Below are 19194 nucleotides of genomic sequence, written 5' to 3' on the forward strand. Positions count from 1 at the left end.
GGCAAGAACCCCGAACCGGACCGAGCTCGCTCGGGCTACGTCACTCGACGACGACCTAGTCGGCTGCGGCCATGGCCGGTCGACGCCGCCTCGATACCAGGTGGTCGACGCTCAACCGCCCGGAACCCGCCGCAGCGAGCGCGAGTGCGGTGGCGCCGACCAGCCCGGCCAACTCCCAGCCGCCGTTGGAGACGAACACCCCCGACCCGACGTGCACGAACAACACGGCCCCGAGCATCACCAGTGCGACGAGGACACCGACCACCGCTGTCGCTGCGCCGGCCAGGATCAGGAGACCGCCGAGAAGTTCGACCGACATGACGAACACCGCCGAGACAGGAGCGGCGGGAATCCCGTTTTCGATGAAACCCTCGGTGGTTGCGTCGATGCCCTTGGTCATGAGCTTCTGCCACCCATGAGCGATGAGGACGATGCCGAGGGCCAGCCGAGCCAGCAGGAGCGCAAGATCTCGGGCCGGGCCGGGTAGAGCGCGGATCATCAGCAGAACCTCCCAGCTGTATGACCTTGACCATTCCGGACAAGGTCACAAAACGCGCGAACGTCAGGCCTGGGATACCCGCAGATGAACCGGAGGCCACACCGATGAGCACGCCGGAACGGCGCCAACCGCGTTTCGCATCAGCCGGTCGACGCAATTGCCACACTCCACTCACCCGTGCGGAGTCTCGAGATCCGACCGACCGGAAATTCTCCCTACCGCGCCGTTGCCCGGCCGCGCACGGTCAGCGGACGGGCGGACCGGCAAGAACCTCGTTGAGCGCCTCGGTGGACGACGGGTGCGTGTAGATGGTGTCGCGCAGCTCGCTCGCGGTCACGCCGTGGCGCATCGCGAGCGCGACGACGTTGATCATCTCCTGCGAGTCCACGCTGAGCAGCGCGGCGCCGAGCACGAGGTTCGTCTCGCTGTCGATTACGAACTTCATCAGCCCGCGCGTCTCTCCGACGATCTTCGCTCGCGGCATCGTGGCGATGTCCGCAACCGCCTTCTCGACCACCTTCACCGACAGCCCGCGCTCGCGCGCTTCGCGCTCAGTGAGGCCGACGCGGGCGAAAGCCGGGGTCATGAACACCGTGTAGAGCGCGAACTTCCGGTCCGCGGTGGACCGTTCGCCGCGACCGATGAGCTGGTCGGCGACAATGCGGTTGTCGTCGAGGGAGATGTAGGTGAACTGCGGGCCTCCGTTGACGTCGCCGATCGCGTAGATGTGCGGCTGGCTCGTGCGCAACACCTCGTCCACCTCGATGGCGCCCGACGGGGTGGTGCGCACGCCGGCGCGGTCCAGGCCGAGGCCCTCGATCGCCGGCTTGCGACCGGTCGCCGCGAGAACCTCGTCGGCTGCCAGCGTGTGCGTCGCTCCATCTGCTTCGTAGGTGATCTCGACGCCGTTGTCGATATCGCGCACTCGCGTGACGTGAGCTCCGGGGATGAACTCGACACCGGCTCCGCGCAGAATGCCGGTGGCCGCATCGGTGATGTCCTCGTCCTCGCGCGCCATGATTCGCGCCGCCGGGTCGAGCATCGTGACGGCGCTGCCGAACTGGGCGTATATCGACGCGAACTCCACACCCACGTAGCCGGCACCCAGGATCGCCAGGCGCTTCGGCAGGTGGTCGATATCGATCAGGTCGGTGCTGGTGAGCAGGCGCGCACTCTCCCGCAGGCCCGGGATGGGCGGGAGCACCGGCACGGCCCCGGTGTTGATCACGATGATGTCGGCGGTGAGGTCGAGCATGTCCACCTGACCGGCGGTGACGCGCACGGTCTTGGGGTCGAGGAACGACGCCCGCCCGGTGATCACGGTGACCGAGTCGAGCATGTCGAGCATGGCGTAGTTCTTGCCACGCATGGCCGTTGTGAGCGCACGCGTCTGTTCGACAGCCGTCCGGTGCCGTTCGCCAGGGCTGCCTGCGCCGGGGCGCTCGGCGTGGTGGACGAGCGACTTCGTCGGGACGCAACCGATGTTGATGCAGGTGCCGCCGTACATCTTGGACGACTGCTCCACCATCGCGACGCGCTTGCCGAGCCGCCCCATCGTCGCCGCGAGCGTCTTGCCGCCCTTGCCGAACCCGATGACCAAGACATCGAAGTGCGTAGTCTCCATGTGTGCACGGTCCACCTCCGAAAGCGAGACGACCACGCGCTGACGCCTCACTTTTCGTCGGGATCGGCTCATGGACGGCGTGAGCCGCATCGTCCGGATGGCGCGGCTCGAGGGCAGGGTCGACGTGCGCTGTCTGCTGGCCGGGCGCATCACGCTGGACAACGCGCCGGCCGGGCCGGGAGAGGTGCCGTTCCACCTGGTGCTCGACGGCCGCTGCTGCGTGATCTCGGGCGCGTCGGCCGTCGACATGGGCCCCGGGGACCTGGTGCTCCTTCCGCACGGCGATGCGCACCGCGTGGCGGCGACCACGGGCCTGCGGCGCCAGTTCGTGGAGGAGCCGGGCGCGGCGTTCCCGACCCGGCGGACGGTCGGCGCCGAACCCGAGCTGGACCTGTTCTGCGGCCACTATCGCGCCGGGTCCGGCGCGGGCGAACTGCTGTTCCGCCTGCTGCCGCAACTGGTGCACGTCACGCTCGACGCCCCCGCGTTCACCTTGGCGGAGGTCCTGCGTGGCGAGGCCCGCGCTGACGGCCCCGGCACCGGGGCCGTCGTCGCCGCGTTGTGCGACGCACTGCTCGCCATGGCCCTGCGCAGCCGCCCGGATCAGCGCCTCGGCACGCCCAGCCTCTGGACCGCCATGGGCGACGACGCGCTGGGCCGGGTGATCGCGGAGGTCGTCGCCCGCCCCGGCGAAATGTGGACGATCGAGCGCCTGGCCGCCGGAGCGGCCATGTCGCGGGCTACGTTCCTGCGCCGCTTCACCGCCCGCACCGGTACGACGGTCGCGACGCTGGTGACGGCTATCCGGATGATGGTGGCCGCTGACCTGCTGGCGCATTCGGACCACTCGGTGGGCCGGGTGGCGGGTGAGGTGGGGTACCGCTCGGAGTCCGCCTTCACGCAGGCGTTCCGTGCCGCGCTGGGAACGTCACCATCGCGCTACCGGAAGGACGCCGTGCTGGGCCGATGACCGAGCCGCTCCCGGCGATGACACCGCCGCCCCTGCTCGGCGTCGAGCCCGAGCGGATCGCTGTGATGGGGCAATCTCGACAAGGCAGTACGTGATCTCGGGGTGCCCCGCAGTGAGGGCCGCCTATCGTAACGAGCCGCGACGGTTGTTAAATGAGTGACGGGTGATGTCCGACAAGCGATAGGAGCACGGCCGGTGGTGACCCGCGCGGAGCGGAACTCAACCGATCCAGATCTAGGGGTGCTCGCGGGCCGACTGTTGTTCGGGGTGCAGCGCGAGCTGTTCACGGCGCTGGCGGAGCTGGGTTTTGATGATTTGAAGCACAGACACGGAGCCGTTCTGGCGTACCTCGATGCCGACGGAGTGCGCCCATCCGAGCTGTCTCGTCTATCCCATCAGTACAAACAGAACATCGGGACACTTATCGACGAGCTGGAAGCTCTGGGATACGTGGAGCGGCGGCCGGACCCGAGCGACGGCCGGGCCAAGCTCGTTTTTCCGACCGAGCGTGGGCTGGCCCAGATGCGCGCGGCCGACCTCATCCTGGCCGCCATGCAGCGGCGACACGCGCAGATCGTGGGACGCGAGGAGTACCAGCGGTTCAAGCACGTCTTTTTTCAGGTCACCGAGAACCAGCGCGGCTACATTCGCCATCTCCCCGACGAGTGATCAGTTCTCGGGCCGCCGCAATACCGCTCCCGAGCATGTCATGAATTCTCCTGTTCGACGCTGGCAGAGTACATCCGTCCCGCCACGTCCGTTTTCACGATCGCCGATCATGAAACAGTCGCGACGGCTTGCAGGCGGCCGACATGAACATCTTTCTCGAGCCCAACTCGGTCACCTCAGTCGACCATAGAGGCCATCTCGGGGACGGGCGTTTCATCGTCAGCCGGGAGGCATTTCCTCGTCGAGAATTACGGGAGCAGATCCGGCGTGTCCACCAGCGAGCCGACGGATCCGAAGCCCGACGACATTGCTGATCATGCCTCGTCCTCGGGGCCGGGTGCGATCCTCACGCGCCCGGCCCCGTCCGCATCGGGGTCAGCGGGTCTTCGGCAGCGTGATCCCGAGCCGCTCGGTGATCCACGCGCGGACCGCGGGCCAGATCTCGGGGTTGGCCGGATCCACGGTGTCGAAGTGGCGCGCCCCGGCGTACTCCACGAACTCGACCCGACCGCCCTGCGCCGTGAGCGCCTCGGCGAAGGCACGGCTGTAGCCGGCGGGGACCGCCTCGTCCGCGTCGCCGTGCAGGGCCAGTACCGGCACCCCGCTCGCGCGCATCTGTGCGGGCGAGGTGACGGCGAAGCGCTCGGAGTCCTCATCGGCGTGCGCTCCCACCAGCAACGGGACGATGCCGCCCGTCACCGCCGCGGCGACCGCAGGCCACACCTCCGGCCGGGCGGGCGGCGGGGCACCCCAGATGGGCTCGGCGTCCATGTCCTCGAGGGCGGTGCCGAACTTCTCGCCGTCCGCCGCGACCAGATCGAGCACCCCGGACAGCGACACCACCCCGACCGGGCGCGCGACCGGGTCCGCGCCCACCGCCCCCGCCGGCAGCGCCTCGCGCAACCCGGCCCACGTCGCGAGATGCCCGCCGGCCGAGTGCCCGACGAGCACGATCCGCTCCGCGTCGACAGCCGGATCGATGCCGGCCATCGTGTCAACCGCGGCGGCGACGTCGGCGAACGTGCCCGGCCACCCCCCGCCCTCCTCGCCCACCCTGCGGTAGTCGACGTTGTAGACCGCGATCCCGAGGGACAACAGATCCACGACCACCGGCAGGATCTGCCTCCGGTCCCACATGGCGGTCCAGAACCCGCCGTGGACCAGCACGATGCCCGGAAACGGTCCGGAGCCCTCGGGCAGGTACAGCTCGCCGACCTGGGACGGATGCGGCCCGTAGGCGACGGTCCGCACCGCGCGCGGCCCGTCCTCGGCGTCGTCGTAGCGCGTCCCGCGGCGGGCCTCGACAAGCGACTCGATCGTCGCGAAGAACGCCGCGATCTCGGGCAGGTTGCCCCCCTTGGCGGACGATTCGTCGTAAGCCGCGTCGTCGGTCCACTCAACGGCGTCGAGCCACGTCCGCTCGTCCAGACGGATCAGCTTGGCGGCCACGAAACCGCGCCTGTCGGCGCGGAACGCCTCGATCATGGCATGGCGCGCCTTCACCATATCGGCAACGTTGTCGTTCGCCACGATGAACGTCGTGAGTTCGATGACTGACACTACTCAGCTCCAATTTTCTGAGTTCGACCTGCAGAACCGCGGTCAGTGGACCTTGTGGGCGCCGACGACTCCTGAGACCGTCCGGCGGGCGGCGGCGCTGCGGGGCTTGACGGGAACAACGTGCCTGCCACGAGGGCCACGATCGATCGCACGGCGATCCCGCCGATCAGGACCGTGATGGCAGCCAGAACGATCCACGCCCAGGCGACGTAACCGAATGGCCTCGTGACGACGAGCCAGTGCAGCACGACGGAGGCCACGGCCGCCCACGAGAAGGTGAAGGCCCAGAAACCGATCGAGAATCGCAGCCGCAGGAACATGGGCAGCAGCCGGAGTTGGGCGAGGACCAACAGCGCCCCGTAGCCGGCCAGGAACTGCGCGACCCCGTCGACGGCCCCGTCATGAAGGCCGAACCAGGCCAGGCTGGCGACGGCGGCGGGCGCGACCTCGATGGCGAGCGTGGGCGTCAGCGCGGGCGGGAGCGTCGGGCGGAAGACGAGCCGGGCGAGGAGGATCGAGCCGAGGACGAACCAGCACACCACGCCGTAGCCGAACATCACGTGGCCGAGCCCTGGCTGCCCTACCGCCGCAGCGCTCATCGAAGCGACCAGCCCGCCGGCGACCGTGGGCAGGAAGTAGCCAGGGTGAAGCTGATCGAACGCGTAGTCGCCATAGATCAGCTGCCCGGTGAACCACGCCCCGTGGATCACGGTGAGGGCTATGAACAGGTCCGTCAACGCGGTGCCGACCGCCGGAGCGTGTGGGGCGATGCCTGCGGAGGCCAGAACCATCGGCGAGATCAGGGCGAGGGACATGAACGGCGAGAGGATCGGGTGGGTGAAGTCGCCACGAAGCGACCCACCACGCCCGAGGGCAGACGCGAGGTACGCGACGAGCGCGACCAGCCAGGTGACTGCGGCGACGGCCAGGAGCGCCTGCCCGATCCACTGTGGGGCGAGCCCGGCGCCGGCCGCCGCCGACCAGGTGCCCGCCAGCCCGGACAACCCGAACGCGGTGCCGAATATGTTGGGGGGAATGCGGGGCATCGCTCCTCCTCGGGCGCTCACCCGGCACCGGCCCGCGGGCGCGGACGGCGTTCGGCGGAGGTACAACGTGCTGAAGGCGTGGCGAACGCCGCCATTCGTCCTGGACTCACCGTCAGCTCGGCGGTGGTGCGGATCCGCTCGTGCTCCGGCAGCGTGCGGCCCGTCGTGGAGCGGGCTGTCAGGTCGTCGACGGTGAAGATTCCGAACTGCATGGTGTCCTCCTCGAACTCCCGGGACGCTCGGCGGCGTCAGACGACGGACCTCTCACCCATGCGCTCCCGGACCCCGGGCGCGACCTCCTCGGCGAAGAGCCGGATCTGCTGCTCGTCCGCCTGTTCCGGCCACAGCACGAACGTCGTGAACGGTTGCTCGGTGGCCAGGCGGGTCAACAGCTCGACCCAGCCGGCGACATCAGCGCGGACCGGATCGGCGCCGGACTGCGCGAGCGGCCTCGACGCCGGTGTCGCCGTCTCGATGGTCCCGACGAGCTGCGCGACGCGCCGGATGCCGGCGGGATCACGGCCGGCGTCGCGCGCTGCCCGGTTCAGGACCTCGTTGCTCTCGGCCCAGCGATCGTAGGGCAGGTACGCGGGGATCGGCGCCGCCCAGCCGTCGGCGACGCGTCCCGTCAGCACGAGACTGCGTGGGCCCTGCGCGCCGACCCAGATCTCCACGCCGCCCGGTCCCGGCTGCTGCCCGCCGATCCCGCGGACTCGATAGAACTCGCCGTCGTGGTCGACGGAGGAATCGGCACGCCACAGCCCGCGCATGATCGTGATTGCCTCGTCGAGCGCCCGCAGCGCCTCGGGCGAGGTGCGCCGGGGCGCCCCCATGGACTCGATCGCATCCCGGTAGCCGCCTGCCCCGAGCCCCAGCTGGAAGCGGCCCCCGGACACCTGGCTCAGCGCGCTCGCCGTGCGGGCCAGGACGGAAGGTGGGCGCAGCGGCAGATTCGCGACGTCGGGAAACAGCTGGATCCGCTCGGTGCGGGCGAGGAGATCGCCGATGACGACGAATGCGTCGAGGTATTGCGGGGCGTAGGGGTGGTCCTGCACGCCGATGTACTCCAGTCCCGCCTGCTCGGCCACCACGGCCAGCCGCCGCGTGGTCTCGAGATCGAGCGTCGGGATCAAGGCGACGCCGAACCTCAGCTCTGTCATGGGGTTCTCCTTCTCGGCTTGCCCGGTTTGTCGCCCGGTATCGACGACGTTCGCACTGCCCGCGAGATCGAGGTATTGGATCTCGTCGTGGGCGCGCCGGCGAACATGGAGATCGCCGGCGAGTCGAGTATTATGATCAATCCGGTCAAACAGCGTATGAGACATATATTTACCGGAAGTTCGGCGCTCGGTCCCGATTCGGGACAGGGCAGACCGGAGGAGCTGCAGCGAGTGCTTCGGCACGTCGAGCTGCACGTCCCGGTGGATGCCGGCCGCGAGCAGCGGCCCAAAACGAACATTCAGGACGATTTCCCCGCCATCACCGGTGAGGCCCACGGTCCTGCGGGACGTCGAGCCTCACGGCCGTCCAGATCCTCGAGTACTCCGGCGAGAAGTTCGACGACACCGTCGACGAGTTCTTCATACCGGCAATCTCTCAGAGGGCGGATACTCGCCGCCTACCTCGGCCTGTTGTCCGAGACCGCCGACAGTCTCACCGCGCCGCAACGGATGGACGCCGGGCGAGCCATGATCGACCTGCTCGTGATGGCGCTGCGGGACGTCATCCCCTCGGCACCGAGCTGAGACGGCTTCGCCGATCCGCACCTGCAGGTGGACGAGCCGGCGCGGCGGCACCATGTCTCGATCGGTCACGTGTACACCCTGTTCGAACGGATCGGGACCACGCCGGTGCCTATCTCCGCGAGCAACGGCTGCTCGCGGCTCAGGTGATGCTGCCCGGCCCGAGGTACGCCCGCCTCACGACGTCGGACATCGCCGCTGCGGCAGGGTTCCTCGACCGCAGGACGTTCGAGCGGGCGTTCCGGCGGCAGTACGGATGACGCCCGGCAACTGGCGCAGTGAGCATTGCCACTCCGGGCCTGTTGCCGCAATCCCCAACGAGGAAATGCCTCCCCGCTGACGAGAAAACGCCCGCCCACGAGAAGGCCCGGTGCGGTCAACTGGGGTGGCTCTGGTGGGCTCCAAAGACGTTCATGCCGACCGCCTGTAAGCCGCCGCCGGTTCATGACCAGCGATCGTGAGATCGAACGTGCTCCCCGGACACGTCCGATTCGCGCGCAGCCCTGTCCGCCGGCGGAGCGAGCACCCGCAAGGACACGGACGCGATTGTTCGGCGCCCTGACAACGGACGAGGAGGAGATCAGCATGGCAGGCCGTCTCGAAGGCAAGGTCGCTCTCATCTCCGGCGCGGCGCGGGGGCAGGGACGGTCGCACGCGGTGCGGCTGGCGCAGGAGGGCGCGGACATCATCGCGTTCGACATCTGCCGTCAGCTCGACACGGTGCCCTATCCGATGGCGGCGCCCGAGGATCTCGAGCGGACGGTCAAGCTCGTGGAGGACCTCGACTGCCGGATCATGGCGCGTGAGGCGGACGTGCGTGACTCGGCGGCGGTGCAGACCCTGGTCGACGAGGGGGTGCGCGAGTTCGGCCGCCTGGACGTGGTGTGTGCCAACGCGGGCATCGGTGGGGTTGCGGAGAACGCCTGGTCGCTGACCGATGAGGAGTGGGAGGAGATGATCGCGGTCGACCTCACGGGAGCGTGGAAGACCGTGAAGGCGGCGGTGCCGGCGATGATCCAGGCCGGCAACGGCGGCTCGATCGTGATCACCAGTTCGGCCGCGGGGCTGAAGGGGATGACGGGTGCGGCGCACTACGTGGCGGCCAAGCACGGTCTGGTCGGTCTGATGCGCACTCTGGCCAACGAGTTGGCCCCGCACTTCATCCGGGTCAACACCGTGCACCCGACGGGCGTCAACACGCCGATGATCGTCAACGACTTCATGGCGCAGGCGATATCCAGCGCGGACGGCGCGATCAACCTGCAGAACGCGTTGCCGGTGGAGATGGTCGAGCCGGTGGACGTCTCGAATGCCATCGTGTGGCTCGCCTCCGAGGAGGCCCGCTACGTCACGGGTGTGTCGCTGCCGGTGGACGCCGGGCTCCTCCAGCGGTGACCAGCCCGGCGACCCCGGCCAGGCGGTCGGACGAGTTGTCGAAGGTCGGCGTCGTGCGGTCGGACACGTCCGACGTCGGTGAGGTCGTGGACATCCTGTCGACCGCCTTCTTCGACGATCCTGTATGCCGCTGGTTTTTTCCCGACGAAGCACAGCGGGAGACCCAGCATCCTCCCTTCTTCTGGCCACTTGTCGAGGTGGCCTACGCCCATGGGGAGGTCTATCTGACCGGCGATCGAACGGGAGCGGCGCTGTGGCTCCCTGTCGATGTATCGGCGCGCCGCACCCGGACTCCGGACATTGCCAGGATGTTCGAGAACTCCGTGGGGCCGAGCAGTGCTGCTCGAATCGGAGCGCTCGGGGAACGCTCCGCGGCAATCCATCCCACTTCGATCGACCACGACTATCTGCCATTGATTGCGGTTCGCCCTGAATGGCAGGGTACCGGACGCGGGGCAGCATTACTCGATCATCGGCACGCCTCGCTGGACGAGCGCGGCAGGGCCGCTTACCTGACCGCCAGCAACCAGCGGAGCGCGAAGTTGTACGAGCGCTTCGGCTACCGTCGCCTTGCCGTCACCATAGACATTCCCGGTGGCCCCAGCCTGTATCCCATGTGGAGAAATCCCATCTCGTCGTGAATCCTCGGGTGGCCGGCGCCCGTACTCGCCCTTCCCGGGTGTTGGCACACGCCTGATCGCGGCCGGCGCATCGGAGATGGACCTCCAGTCGGATCCCCATCGGTATCTCGACGGCCGCCTGCTTCGCCCTGAACCGTCCGGATTGATCGGGCCGGCAGTGAGTCGACCCGCCCTGGAGGACGTCACTTCTTCGCACCGGCCCAATCTCATGCGCACCGTTCCGTAACCGGCACTCTCGACCATTCGACGGGATGCGCAGAAATATTCCCCGCCGCACACCGAACCCGCGGATATGACCCGCAAGAGGTATGTCGCGGGGACGCGTGCATTACTTACGGTCGGCATGACCGTCCGGCGACAAATGGAAAGCTCATGTGACCCATTGCACTTCGACACATCCCGGGGCCCGCTCCACATCCCGGCGACGGCGGTCGCACGTCGGGCACCGGCCGGCGACGGGGAACACGACTGAAAGCCGTCCCATGGGGATCTGTTCATAGAGAGGACATGCGCATGACCCGCTTCCGCGGCCGCACCGTGGACATCCACGCCCACGTCTTCACCCCCGCCTGCCAGGAACTCGTCGCCGGCCTCATGGAACCTGAGTATGAGCCGTTCTCCTATTACACGAGTGCCGAGACCAAGGAGCACCAGGCGCGGCACGTCGCCGAGATCGCACCGATGATGACCAACCCCGCCGTCCGGATCGCCGACATGGACAAGATGGGTATCGACATCCAGGCCCTCTCGGTGGCACCCCCGCAGTTCTACTACTGGACCGACGTTGAGCTGGGCCGGCGGCTGGCGCGGATGCAGAACGAGAACCTGGCCTCGATGGTCCACGACCACCCGGACCGATTCGTCGGGCTGGCCACCGTGCCGATGCAGGACGTGTCCTCCGCCGTCACGGAGCTGGAGTACTGCGTGCGCGATCTCGGCTTCCGCGGCGCGGAGATCAACACGAACGTCTTCGGGCTCGACCTCGACGACCCCCGGTACCGGCCGTTCTTCGCAAAGGCCGAGGAGCTCGACGTCGTGGTGCTCGTGCACCCCAACGGATTCACCCACGGCCAGCGGTTTCAGAAGTACTACATGTCCAACGTGATCGGCAATCCGCTGGACACGACCATCGCCCTCAACCGGATCATCCACGGTGGGGTGCTGGAGGAGTACCCGGGACTGAAGCTCTGCTTCGTGCACGGCGGCGGGTACCTGCCGTTCTACTCCGCTCGGATCGACCACTCCTACGAGCTGCGCCCGGAGGGCCGCCACCACATCACGCGGTTCCCGAGCGAGTATCTCAAGCAGGTCTACGTGGACTCGATGGTCTTCGACTCCGTGCACCTGGAGTTCCTGATCCAGCAGATGGGGGCCGCTCACGTCGTGCTGGGCACGGACTACCCCTTCGACATGGGGTACTACGACCCGCTCGGACAACTCGAGGGCGTGCGTGGGCTGAGCGACGAGGACAAGGAGCTCATCCGCAGCCAGACCGCGTCACGGCTGCTCAACATCAAGGACTGACGCCCGGTCGACGTCCTGGAGGATCGTCGGGGCGCAGGCGGGAGGGTCAAGGGGACCGCTCATGCGCCACCTCGCATGTTAGTCCAGATCTATGACTAAATCTGGAGCGTGAGAAGGCGGGAGATCCGCGGTGGCCCCGCCCACCCGAAGCCCCCTCATGGAGGAGCGTTCGGCCGTGTCGGCCGAGATGTGGGATCGCCCGAAATATTCCGAGTTGATCGTTTCGACCTGCCTATATGATCGCTCGATAATCGAATCAAGACCCCGGCGTCCGGTGACGCGTTGATGAACACGCGGCTACTCAGCGGCAGTCCGCACTCCGCAACCTTGCGGCGAGTCCAGCCCTGTGATAGTCGTGGAGTATGACTACTTCGGCCCGGCCTTAGGACTCCTGATATCGGTCGAATGGTCGGCGTTGGCCGCTCGGATCGCCCGATTCATGCCTATTCGTTCCCGATATGAGGAGACGTCATGTCTGCAAACAGATTCACCGAGCGGCTGACCCGAGACAACGCCGCGGTAGTGCTCGTCGACCACCAGGTCGGCCTCTACAGCGGCGTCCGGGATATCCCGGTCGGCGATCTGAAGCACAACGTCGTGGCGCTGGCCAAGGCCGCCCAGGTGTTGGGGCTGCCGTTGGTGGTCACCACGACCGCAGCCGACAGTATGTGGGGCCCGCTCATCCCGGAACTGGCCGCGGCACTGCCTGCGGACCTGGGGGTGATCGACCGGTCCACCGTCAACGCCTGGGACGACGAACGTGTCGTCGGCGCCATCCGGGCGACCGGTCGAAAGAAGCTCATCATCACCGGAGTGTCGACCGAAGTATGTCTCGCGCTTCCGGCGTTGGCCGCGACGGCCGAAGGGTTCGACACCTACGCCGCTATCGACGCGTCGGGAACGTTCTGGCAGGCAAAGAGGGAAGCTGGTTTGGCGCGGATGGCGCAGGCAGGGGTAATCCCGGTCGACTACTCGAACGTGATGGTCGAAATCCTCGCCGACAATGCCGACCCGCTCGCAGCGGACGTCTACGCCGCTCTCGACATGCCCTTCGCCGTGCTCGTGGGCCAGATCGCCGACTCTTACACCAAGCGCTGAACCGGACAGGGCGCCGACACCCGGGGGCAGCCGCTACGCGGTCGACCCCACCCGCCGGCGTGCACATGTCGGGCCCGGGAAGATGGGAGTGCAGTGTGAGTGACGGCGTGGATATCGCTTCGGCGGATCGGAACCGCGTGCAGGCGACGACTGTGGCGATCGTCGGCGCGGGCGCGAGCGGCACGCTCACCGCACTTCACCTGCTGCGCACCAGCAGCGACCCCGATCTCCGCATCAAACTGTTCGAGCCCGACCCCCGCCGCCGGCACCTCGGCGTCGCCTACGGCACCACCGATCCCCGGCATCTGCTCAACCTCCGCGCACAGATCATGAGCGCATTCCCCGACGAACCCGACCACTTCGCGAACTGGGCCCGACACGCCGGACACGGATGGACACCCACCGACTTCCTGCCACGCATGATCTACGGCAACTACCTGCAAGACCTCATCACCCAGTTCCGCGGCCACCGACTGACCACCGTCACCGCCACCGTCCAGGACATCGCGCCCCACAGCGGTGGCTTCAAGATCAGCACCGACTGCGGGACCTCCCAGGCCAGAAAAATCGTGCTCGCCCACGGCGTCTCCGCTCCCCGCCGGCTGGCCACCGCAACAGGCCCGCTCCCCGACGCCTCATGGCACCTGCAAAGCCCCTGGGACCTCAACACACTGACCCGCGTACCCAACGACGCCACCGTCGTCCTCGCCGGCAGCGGCCTCACCGCCATCGACGCAGCCATCACCCTCCTGGACGACACACCCCAGCGCCGGGTGGCAATGGTCAGCCGCCACGGCCAACTCCCCCGCACCCACCTCGAACACCTACTGCCCGACTGGCCCACCCCCATCCCACCCGGCCCCCTGACCGCCGACGGAGTCGCCGACCTCGTCTACGACCAGATCGCCGCAGCCCAAAACCACGGCGTCGACTGGCGCGCCGTCCTCGACGGCCTACGCCCACAATCCCAGTCGATCTGGCGCCGCTTCGACCACACCCAGCGCCGGCGTTTCCTCACCACCTACGAACACACCTGGCACGTGCACCGCAACCGCATGGCCCCCCAGATCGCCGCCCGCATCACCGCCCACCGCGACACCGGGAGACTCACCCTCCACGCCGGCGGGCTCCGCCACGTCGACGACCTGGGCACCCACTGCCGCGTGCACCTCGCCGACACCACGCTCGACGTCGACGCACTCGTCAACTGCACCGGTCCCCTCAGCGACGTCACGATGACCACCAACCCGCTCCTGCGAGCCCTGCTCGACCGCGGCACCATCACCCCGGACCCACTCGGCCTCGGCGTCGCCTGCACCGAAAATGGTGAACTCCTCGACAACCGCGGCGAGGTCGTGCCGGGCATCTACACCCTCGGCCCACCCACCAGAGGCACCGCTTGGGAAGCCATATCCGTCCCCGAGATCCGCAACCAAGCCGCCCGACTCGCCACGCACCTCACCAACACCAGTGCGCTGAGTCGCACCGCGATGCCCGCCGCAGGACAATGAAAACGCAGAAGACGAACGCCTCCGAGCTCGGGCGACGTCGAAATCCGGCGATTCTGGCCGTCTCCTGCATCGGGCCGCTCCCCGTCGGCCCGGACACCACCATCATCAACCTCGCCCTGCCCTCGATCGGTTGAGAAATGCGGGGCGTGGGTGTCGATCATCGCCAACATGTTCAGCCGAACAATCGTGAGCCGTGACGTCGACGGCCTCATAAGGCCTGCGCGAAGGAGTAACAATGAGCATCGACATCCCTGCCGGTCGGTACGCCCTCGATCCGGTCCACTCGTTCCTCCAGTTCGCCACCCACTTCGTGGGCGCGCGCGTGCGGGGGACATTCAGGGGGCTGTCCGGCAGCCTGGAGATCGCCGAGGATCTCACCAAGTCCTCCGTCCAGGCGCAGATCGACGTGACCACCCTCTCGACCGGCGTCGGCGCGCGTGATGACCACCTGCGCTCGGCCGACTACTTCGACGCGGCGAACCACCCGGTGGCAACGTTCGCATCGAGCGGCCTCGTCCCGGACGGCGACCGGTTCCTGGTGGCCGGCGACCTGACCATCAGGGGCACGACCCGGTCCGTCGAACTCGAGGTCCGATTCTCCGGCGATGGCGAGGATCAGACCGGCGCCTTCCGGATGGGCTTCACCGCGTCCGGGCGCGTCTCACGGTCCGCATTCGGCGTGAACGGCAACGTCTCGAAGGTGGGCGGTCCGCTACTCATCGGTGACGCGACCGACATCAGCCTCGAGCTCCAGACCACCCGGGAGAGCTGACCCCGCATCGGCCCGAGCGGGCCTGCCCCGGGCCGACGAGATTTGGAGCAGTGCGACGATGAGCCGCCGAACCACCGCCATGGTGGTCAGCAGTGCAGGTACGGAGTTCAACCGCCGGGATCTGACGATCGACGAGCCCGCCGCCGACGAGGTGCTCGTCCGCGTCGAGGCCGTCGGAATGTGCCACGCCGATCTCGCCGTTCGGGCAGGGGAATTCCCGTTCCCACTACCCGGTGTCGCGGGCCACGAGGGCGCCGGACGCGTCGAGGCCGTCGGGGCCGGGGTGACCTCGGTGCGTCCCGGCGACCGGGTCATGCTGACCTTCGACTCGTGCGGACACTGCGTGTGGTGCGTGTCCGGCGAACCGTCGCGCTGCGTGGAGTTCGTGGCCTACAACTTCACGAACGGTGCGCGCCCGGACGGCACACCCACGTTGTGGGACGGCGACGCGCCGGTGCACGGCAATTTCTTCGGTCAGTCATCCTTCGCCGACTACGCGCTGGCCCGCGAGCGCAACACCATCCGGGTCCCCGATGTGGCAGCCGACGTAGCGTCCTCGGTCCTCGGGCCGCTGGGCTGTGGCATCCAGACCGGCGCGGGGGCAGTGCTCAACACGCTGGCCCCCGAGGCGGGCGGCACGGTGGCCGTCTTCGGGGCAGGCGTGGTCGGGTTGTCGGCGGTGATGGCGGCGGCGATGCTGCCGGTCAGCAAGATCGTCGTCGTCGACGTGCAGGACGTGCGCCTCGATGTCGCCCGCACGCTGGGCGCGACCGATGTCGTCAACTCCCGCACCGAGGACGCCCGCGAGCGGGTCACGGAGATCACCGGTGGCGGCCCGCAGTACCTGGTCGAGAGCAGCGGGGTGCCCGCCGTGCTGGCTCAGGCGATCCAGAGCCTCGCGATCGGCGGCACCGCCGCCGTCGTCGGCGTGCCCCCGTTCGGCGTGACCGCTCCGCTCGACGTGGCCGACCTGGTCAACGGCAGCAAACGGGTCGTCGGTGTCGTCGAGGGACGGAGCAATCCACCGGTTTTCCTGCCTCGGCTGGCCGTTCTGGTGGCGACGGGCAGGCTGCCGGTCGAGAAGCTCGTCGGCACCTTTCCCCTCGATGACATCGAGAAGGCCGCAGAGGCCATGAAGGCGGGCACCACGATCAAGCCGGTGCTCGTGCCGTCATGACCGTCGCATTCGATCCGGGGCCTGCCCTGGCACACGCACTGCTCGCCTCGGTGGACGAGTGGATGCCGCCGCCCGACAGTCGCCCCCACAGGCCCCGACTCGTTAGTCCGAGCCCTGCCGCTCCCCCGCCGGCCGGCTGGTCACCCCCACTGGAGCGGCGTGACCGGCCGGCGCGGAACGGAAGCGCTTCTGTCTGTGAGTACCGAAATTTCCGGGGTAATGCTTCCGCGCCGATGAGCGCCGAATCGGCGCGCGGAGTCGGTTTGCCCGGGAGTATCCCGCGGGGTGGCGGGCGTCTGGACGGGATACAGGAGGGGAAATGACATCGAATATCGCGCTCGAACAACACCTAGAGACCTGCACCGAATGCAGGGAAGGTAGTCGATGCGCTCCGCGAACTCCAGAGTTGCCGGCCGGGGTACCCCCCGAAGTCTTGCTGGACGGTCCACCCGACGATGCAGACCTCCTCCTGCAGAGAACATTGCGGCACGTTCGAACGGGGTCGTCGGTGGTCGAGCGCAGACGTAGATCCCTGCCCACCGCGACTTCGTCGCCGACCTGCGCGACAGGACGTTCGTGGATCTCGCGTGACCCCCGCGTGATCCACGGTGGGGACCTGATCTCGACAATGAGAGTCCAGGCTCTGGCATCAGCGGCATCAGCACGGCGTGTCTGCGTGGTCGCTACGACGCCTGCGTGGGAGTCCATTAATTGATTACTCATTCAGGTCCGTACGACGTGGTGATCGTTGGTGCCGGAACGGCGGGTTGTGTGCTCGCGTCCCGGTTGACCGAGGACGCCGGCACGCGGGTGCTGCTGGTGGAGGCAGGGAATCGGGATCCGCTGCCTGCCGCTGCCGATCCCCAGGCCTGGCCGTCTCTGGCGGGCTCCTCGATGGACTGGGGAGACGTGGCGGTGAGTGCGCCCGGCAGCCCGCGGGTGCGGTTGCCGCGCGGTCGCGGTGTGGGTGGGTCCTCGGCGATCAATGCGATGTCGTTCATCCGGGGCCACCGGGAGAGTTATGACGCGTGGGTCGCGGCCGGGGCGAAGGGCTGGGGGTTCGACGACCTGTTGCCGTATTTCAAACGCAGTGAGCATGTCGAGGGCCGGGACCCTGCAGTGCGGGGCAACGGCGGTCCGTTGCGGTTGTGGCGGGTGGCCCCGCCGCATCCACTGTCGGAGACCATGCTGGAGGCCGCCCGACAGGTCGGTCATCCGCTCGTCGACGACATCGACAGCGGCGTGCAGGAAGGGTTCGGCTGGGCGGAGTTCACGATCCTCGACGGCAGGCGACAGAGCGCGGCGGACGCCTACCTGAGGCCGGCGCTGCAACGGCCCAACCTCGATGTCGTCACCGACGCACTGGTGCACCGGCTCCTCTTCAGCGGCGAGCGATGCACGGGTCTCGAGTACGAGGTCGGCTCGGAGGTCGTGAGCGTGACGTGCGACCGTGACGTCGTTCTGGCCGCCGGTGCGATCGGCTCGCCCCAGCTGCTGATGCGCTCCGGGATCGGCCCGCAGGCGCACCTGCGCTACGCCGCAGCGTGCACACCTACTTCCACTACGCAGGCACCTGCCGCATGGGCACCGACGAATACGCCGTGGTCGACACGGAGTTGCGGGTGCGCGGGATCGAGGGACTGCGGGTGAGCGACGCCTCGATCATGCCGACCCCTGTCAACGCCAACACCAACGCCACCGTTTACGGAATCGCCGAGCGTGCCGCCCACCTTCTCCGTGCCCACGCAGCCGCGCGGGTCTGAGCACATGCCCAACGACCGTGAACCGTCCAGTGCGGCGACGTACGAACACGACGCGACCCATGAAACCTCCTCTCTCGGGGCGGCCACACCGTGGCGAGCGGAATCGCGTCTCGATGCACCCGGGAGGAATCACCATCCGCATGAGCGGCATTGACTGGCAGGACGTTGCCCTATTTGGCGAGCGGGCGTGCGGCTCGCTCGATCCTGTCACCGTCCAGCGGCGGACATTGCCGGACCTCATTCGCATGTTGCAAGCCGACTCGGGCGCGATCCATCTGATCGATCACCGCCATCGGGGCTTGGTCGCCACGATCAAAGGCGCACCGGTGAGCATGCTCGTCGACTTCGAGTCGATCTCCCGTCACACGGACGTCTATCGGCAACGGTCGTTCGCCACGCGGTTTCCCGTGCACGACGCAATGATCCACAACGAAGCAGGCGAGCACCAGCAATCTCCGGTAGGCATCGTTCTGTCGCGGTACGGTTTCGAGCACTGCCTGTTCGCGCTGCTTCTCCGCAGCGGCAGGCCGGTGGGGACGGCCTCCGTTGCACGACGGACCGGGCGTCCGCCCTTCACTCCGCAAGACTTGACCGTGGCCCACCGGCTGGGCGGCTTCCTCTCGATCGCGCTGGCCAACGCGGTCACTCACTCACGCGGCAGACCGGTGGTGGAGCCCTTGACCCCGCCCAGTTGGTCGGACGGAGACACCCATACCCTTCGACTGGACGGCCTGCAGACCGGCGACCACGACCCCGCCGTCGGCGCCGGTTGCGATGTCACCGAGGTACTGACCAAGCGCGAACGCGAAGTGCTCGTCCTCGCCATGAGCGGCCTGCAGAACGCCGAGATCGCCATCGACCTGGGGATCGCGACGAACACCGTCAAGCAGCACATGAAGCATATCTTCAACAAGATCGGTGTGCGATCCCGTCTCGATGCTCTCCGCTACCTTCAGAGCAAGCGAGACGGACTTTGATCCCTCGCTCGAAAGCTATCCGCTGGGCCGCAACCGCCCACTTCCTCGAAAATATGCCTCGCCGGGGTTATCGCCATGCTGCATGCAAAGAGATGACGATGAGTCCATGCACAGTCCAACCGAACCGCCACGCCACCGCCGAGGCACAATAGGTATTCGATGATGCATGCGCCTGCCATCGACCGTGTCCGTTCTCGGCTGATCGAGACCGTTCATCCTGAATACG

The 19194-nt window shown here is 67.8% G+C and carries 18 protein-coding genes; 12 read left to right on the top strand and 6 right to left on the bottom strand.

From position 1 onward, the window contains the following. Positions 1-55: 55 nt before the first annotated feature. Together ACQPZQ_RS30890 and ACQPZQ_RS30895 are read right to left on the bottom strand one after the other, a co-directional pair. Entirely contained in the window at positions 56-499 is a 444-nt protein-coding gene (locus ACQPZQ_RS30890; RefSeq protein WP_433286612.1) for a DoxX family protein, read from the bottom strand. A gap of 244 nt (positions 500-743) precedes the next feature. Further along, positions 744-2123, bottom strand: coding sequence for an FAD-dependent oxidoreductase (locus ACQPZQ_RS30895; protein WP_433286614.1), 1380 nt, complete (start codon positions 2121-2123; stop codon positions 744-746). Positions 2124-2193: 70 nt separating this feature from the next. Here ACQPZQ_RS30895 and ACQPZQ_RS30900 point away from each other — a divergent pair, with 70 nt between their 5' ends. Then, positions 2194-3093, top strand: a complete 900-nt coding sequence (locus tag ACQPZQ_RS30900) for a cupin domain-containing protein (RefSeq protein ID WP_433286616.1) — start codon at positions 2194-2196, stop codon at positions 3091-3093. A 198-nt stretch (positions 3094-3291) separates the two neighbouring features. After that, entirely contained in the window at positions 3292-3762 is a 471-nt protein-coding gene (locus ACQPZQ_RS30905; RefSeq protein WP_433286618.1) for a MarR family winged helix-turn-helix transcriptional regulator, read from the top strand. Between the two features lie 375 nt (positions 3763-4137). Here ACQPZQ_RS30905 and ACQPZQ_RS30910 read toward each other — a convergent pair whose 3' ends face one another. Genes ACQPZQ_RS30910 through ACQPZQ_RS30925 form a run of 4 tightly spaced genes read right to left on the bottom strand, consistent with a single transcriptional unit; the run spans position 4138 to position 7864 of the window. Further along, positions 4138-5322 (bottom strand): alpha/beta hydrolase family protein, encoded by a 1185-nt coding sequence (locus ACQPZQ_RS30910; RefSeq protein WP_433286620.1) that lies wholly within the window; start codon positions 5320-5322, stop codon positions 4138-4140. Further along, on the bottom strand, positions 5322-6368 hold the full coding sequence (locus ACQPZQ_RS30915) for a hypothetical protein (protein WP_433286622.1): 1047 nt from the start codon (positions 6366-6368) through the stop codon (positions 5322-5324). The genes ACQPZQ_RS30910 and ACQPZQ_RS30915 overlap by 1 nt, the downstream gene beginning before the upstream one ends. Positions 6369-6385: 17 nt before the next feature. Continuing rightward, positions 6386-6580 carry a hypothetical protein gene (locus ACQPZQ_RS30920; protein ID WP_433286624.1) on the bottom strand — a complete coding sequence of 65 codons (195 nt, stop codon included), beginning with the start codon at positions 6578-6580 and terminating at the stop codon, positions 6386-6388. 36 nt (positions 6581-6616) lie between these two features. Beyond that, positions 6617-7864, bottom strand: coding sequence for an LLM class flavin-dependent oxidoreductase (locus tag ACQPZQ_RS30925; RefSeq protein ID WP_433286626.1), 1248 nt, complete (start codon positions 7862-7864; stop codon positions 6617-6619). 831 nt (positions 7865-8695) lie between these two features. On the opposite strand from ACQPZQ_RS30925, the gene ACQPZQ_RS30930 reads away from it, so the two are divergent. From ACQPZQ_RS30930 to ACQPZQ_RS30975, 10 genes are all read left to right on the top strand, one after another. Next, positions 8696-9505 (top strand): mycofactocin-coupled SDR family oxidoreductase, encoded by an 810-nt coding sequence (locus tag ACQPZQ_RS30930; protein ID WP_433286628.1) that lies wholly within the window; start codon positions 8696-8698, stop codon positions 9503-9505. A 53-nt stretch (positions 9506-9558) separates the two neighbouring features. Next, positions 9559-10146 (top strand): GNAT family N-acetyltransferase, encoded by a 588-nt coding sequence (locus ACQPZQ_RS30935; protein ID WP_433286630.1) that lies wholly within the window; start codon positions 9559-9561, stop codon positions 10144-10146. Positions 10147-10659: 513 nt separating this feature from the next. Beyond that, positions 10660-11670, top strand: coding sequence for an amidohydrolase family protein (locus ACQPZQ_RS30940; RefSeq protein ID WP_433286632.1), 1011 nt, complete (start codon positions 10660-10662; stop codon positions 11668-11670). A 522-nt stretch (positions 11671-12192) separates the two neighbouring features. Next, positions 12193-12768: an isochorismatase family protein gene (locus tag ACQPZQ_RS30945; RefSeq protein WP_433286634.1), complete on the top strand. Its 576-nt coding sequence runs from the start codon at positions 12193-12195 to the stop codon at positions 12766-12768. A gap of 137 nt (positions 12769-12905) precedes the next feature. Beyond that, positions 12906-14279 carry an FAD/NAD(P)-binding protein gene (locus ACQPZQ_RS30950; RefSeq protein ID WP_433286636.1) on the top strand — a complete coding sequence of 458 codons (1374 nt, stop codon included), beginning with the start codon at positions 12906-12908 and terminating at the stop codon, positions 14277-14279. A 235-nt stretch (positions 14280-14514) separates the two neighbouring features. Then, positions 14515-15051 (top strand): YceI family protein, encoded by a 537-nt coding sequence (locus ACQPZQ_RS30955; protein WP_433286637.1) that lies wholly within the window; start codon positions 14515-14517, stop codon positions 15049-15051. A 58-nt stretch (positions 15052-15109) separates the two neighbouring features. Then, a complete protein-coding gene (locus ACQPZQ_RS30960; RefSeq protein WP_433286639.1) occupies positions 15110-16228 on the top strand; it encodes an NAD(P)-dependent alcohol dehydrogenase in 1119 nt (372 codons plus the stop codon). 738 nt (positions 16229-16966) lie between these two features. After that, a complete protein-coding gene (locus tag ACQPZQ_RS30965; protein WP_433286641.1) occupies positions 16967-17878 on the top strand; it encodes a GMC family oxidoreductase in 912 nt (303 codons plus the stop codon). Then, positions 17809-17991 carry a GMC oxidoreductase gene (locus tag ACQPZQ_RS30970; RefSeq protein ID WP_433286644.1) on the top strand — a complete coding sequence of 61 codons (183 nt, stop codon included), beginning with the start codon at positions 17809-17811 and terminating at the stop codon, positions 17989-17991. Before ACQPZQ_RS30965 ends, ACQPZQ_RS30970 begins: the two co-directional genes overlap by 70 nt. A gap of 140 nt (positions 17992-18131) precedes the next feature. Continuing rightward, positions 18132-18968, top strand: coding sequence for a LuxR C-terminal-related transcriptional regulator (locus ACQPZQ_RS30975; protein WP_433286647.1), 837 nt, complete (start codon positions 18132-18134; stop codon positions 18966-18968). Positions 18969-19194: the final 226 nt, after the last annotated feature.

The organism is Pseudonocardia sp. CA-142604, assembly GCF_050948475.1.
In the GTDB taxonomy this organism is placed as follows: domain Bacteria; phylum Actinomycetota; class Actinomycetes; order Mycobacteriales; family Pseudonocardiaceae; genus Pseudonocardia; species Pseudonocardia alaniniphila.